Source organism: Collimonas sp. (assembly GCF_044339385.1).
Lineage (GTDB): Bacteria > Pseudomonadota > Gammaproteobacteria > Burkholderiales > Burkholderiaceae_D > Collimonas.
The window spans coordinates 1-2,636 of record NZ_JBIIVN010000228.1; the positions used below are offsets into that span (position 1 = coordinate 1).

General features: G+C 53.7%; 2 protein-coding genes. Both read left to right on the forward strand.

Annotated features, from left to right (window positions below):
• Positions 1-470 precede the first annotated feature (470 nt).
• Entirely contained in the window at positions 471-1,562 is a 1,092-nt protein-coding gene (gene ychF / locus ACIQ0R_RS12195) for a redox-regulated ATPase YchF (protein WP_395827824.1), read from the forward strand.
• Positions 1,563-1,837: 275 nt separating this feature from the next.
• The gene (locus ACIQ0R_RS12200; RefSeq protein ID WP_395827827.1) at positions 1,838-2,314 is read left to right on the forward strand and encodes a CzcE family metal-binding protein; all 477 of its coding nucleotides are present in this window, start codon (positions 1,838-1,840) and stop codon (positions 2,312-2,314) included.
• Positions 2,315-2,636 lie beyond the last annotated feature (322 nt).

Here is a 2,636-nt window from a genome sequence, read left to right on the forward strand (position 1 = left end):
GTCCACAGTGCATCTTCCACGATCGGTTTGCCCATCTCTTCTTCAGCCTTATCTATATCAATGCCGGAGAGTAGCAGCTTGCCGGAAAAGTTAACAGCCCCTTCGGGCCTTTATGAAACCGTCTCTTAGTAATCTAATCATTCATGCTGGTCACAAGGAATACGACAATCAGCAACGCCAAGGTTTGGAAATATGCCGATATGTCGCCTATCATTTATCTCATCGGCTCAGGATATGCGCCTGCGGGGAGTTACAATTGAGGCTTGAGAAGCGGATGGGCGTTAAAACAGTGAAGCTGTCTGTATCCTGAATTGCTTCGCGAACTGAGATTGCAAGCGGATGTCGTTAGCGGATTCCACCCCCACTTTTTTATTTACACTGTGTCATTTCACAATTCAGCCCACGCCTTCGCAGTTGGCTCGCAAAGCGAATATAAACACAGCTAACCTATTGATTTAGAAAGTTTTTCCATGAGTCTCAAATGCGGCATCGTCGGTCTTCCTAACGTCGGCAAATCGACCCTCTTCAATGCGCTAACCAAAGCCGGCATCCCGGCGGAAAATTATCCGTTCTGCACCATCGAACCGAACGTCGGCATGGTCGAAGTGCCGGACCCACGCCTCAAGGCGCTGGCTGAGATCGTCAAGCCGGAGCGCATCCTGCCGGCGACAGTGGAATTTGTCGACATCGCAGGCTTGGTGGCAGGCGCATCCAAAGGCGAAGGCTTGGGTAACCAGTTTCTGGCGCATATCCGCGAAACCGATGCGATCGTCAATGTCGTGCGCTGCTTTGAAGACGACAACGTGATCCACGTGGCCGGCAAGATCAATCCGCTCGACGACATCGACGTGATTCAGACCGAGCTGGCATTGGCCGACATGGGCACAGTAGAAAAAGCCATTCATCGCGAAAACAAGAAAGCCCGCTCCGGCGACAAGGATGCTGCCAAGCTGGTAGCGCTGCTGGAACGCCTGATGCCGGAACTGGATCAGGCCAAGCCGGTGCGCGCCTGCGGCCTCGACGCCGAAGAAATGGCGCTGATCAAGCCGCTGTGCCTGATCACGGCCAAACCGGCAATGTATGTCGCCAACGTTTCCGACCACGGCTTCACCAACAATCCGCTGCTGGACCAGCTGACCAAATACGCAGCCTCGCAAAATGCCCCTATCGTAGCAATTTGCGCCGCCATCGAATCGGAAATCGCCGACCTGGACGAAGCCGACAAACAGGAATTCCTGGCCGACATGGGCATGGAAGAACCCGGCCTGGACCGACTGATCCGTGCCGCCTTCAAGCTGCTCGGCCTGCAAACCTACTTCACCGCAGGCGTCAAGGAAGTCCGCGCCCGGACCATCCGCGTCGGCGACACCGGCCCACAAGCAGCCGGCGTGATCCACACAGACTTCGAACGCGGCTTCATCCGTGCGCAAACCATCGCCTATGACGACTACATCAGCCACAAGGGTGAGCAAGGCGCCAAGGAAGCCGGCAAGATGCGTGCCGAAGGCAAGGAATACGTCGTCAAGGATGGCGATGTGTTGAACTTCCTGTTCAACGTTTAATTAAGTGCAATTAAGTTAAATCAAGATAAATTAATCTCAATTACACTTAATTAACCACAATTAATACATTCACAAAGACCGTCGCAACGTCCCCCTACAACGGGAGGCTGCGACGGTTTTTTTGCCTGTGATCTAGATTAATGGATTGCAACTGCATCAAGCTCGACAGCGGCGGCTGCTTCGCTCCAATGAACAAAACACGATGTGCCGCACTCTAACGACATGTGGCCGGCATGCGCAGCTTTCGCTCTTGCCACGTGACTGCAGGAGGACTCATGAACGCTGGATTGTTGGTGCAAACTCTGCTCGCCGCTACGCTTTGCGGCGCCTGTTCAATGCCTCTCAGACCAGACTTGTTAGGTGATCCGGCGCCGCTAACGGCCGCCACCCGCACTATCTTGATTGCCTCGGATACCGCATATGTGAATGTCACCGGTGGGGAAGTCGTGAAATTTGTGGTTGGCGACAAATCATTCGCGTGGAATTTCGACGCTGAACAATATCTAGGGCACTTCGATCTCAGCCAAGTGGCGCCGCCCGGCGTACTTGACCATTCAGTGAGCGCCTATGTCAGCCCCAATCCCCTGTATTCCGGCGCGGGGGTGGTGGCCGACGCGGCGGTGAGCGCGGGAATGACTTTAGCAGCGGCGGCCATGGCGGTGGCGGCGGCGGTCACAAGTAACAACTTCTATGACGCGATGCGACTCCATATTGCAAATAAGAAACAAGCACAGAGCCTCTGGAATATGTAACTGTGCTCTATATTTACAGTCCCTACTGTACATGCTGCGTTTAGCGGCTGCCAATTAGACTTTGATCGAATCGGCGCGGTGTGCGTGCGATGCGTCAAGTCCAGGGGTCAAAATTGAGCAACCAGAAGATTGAACAGTACAACCAACCGGCTGGCGGCTGGGGCGCGCTGAAGTATGTGGCTTTGCATCTACTGATGTTGCGGCTGACCGAAAATTGACCCAGCAAAGGGCATAGTGCTGATTCAAAATTGACCCAGGTGTTCTACTTGCCCTGTCTAATTTTTAGGCAGGAGATATAAGGTGATCACCATGGAAATGTTAG

What these genes read in the sequence shown, in the direction of transcription:
- ACIQ0R_RS12200 (WP_395827827.1), top strand. Translation starts at nt 1,838, where the DNA reads ATGAACGCTGGATTGTTGGTGCAAACTCTGCTCGCCGCTACGCTTTGC.
- ychF (WP_395827824.1), top strand. Translation starts at nt 471, where the DNA reads ATGAGTCTCAAATGCGGCATCGTCGGTCTTCCTAACGTCGGCAAATCG.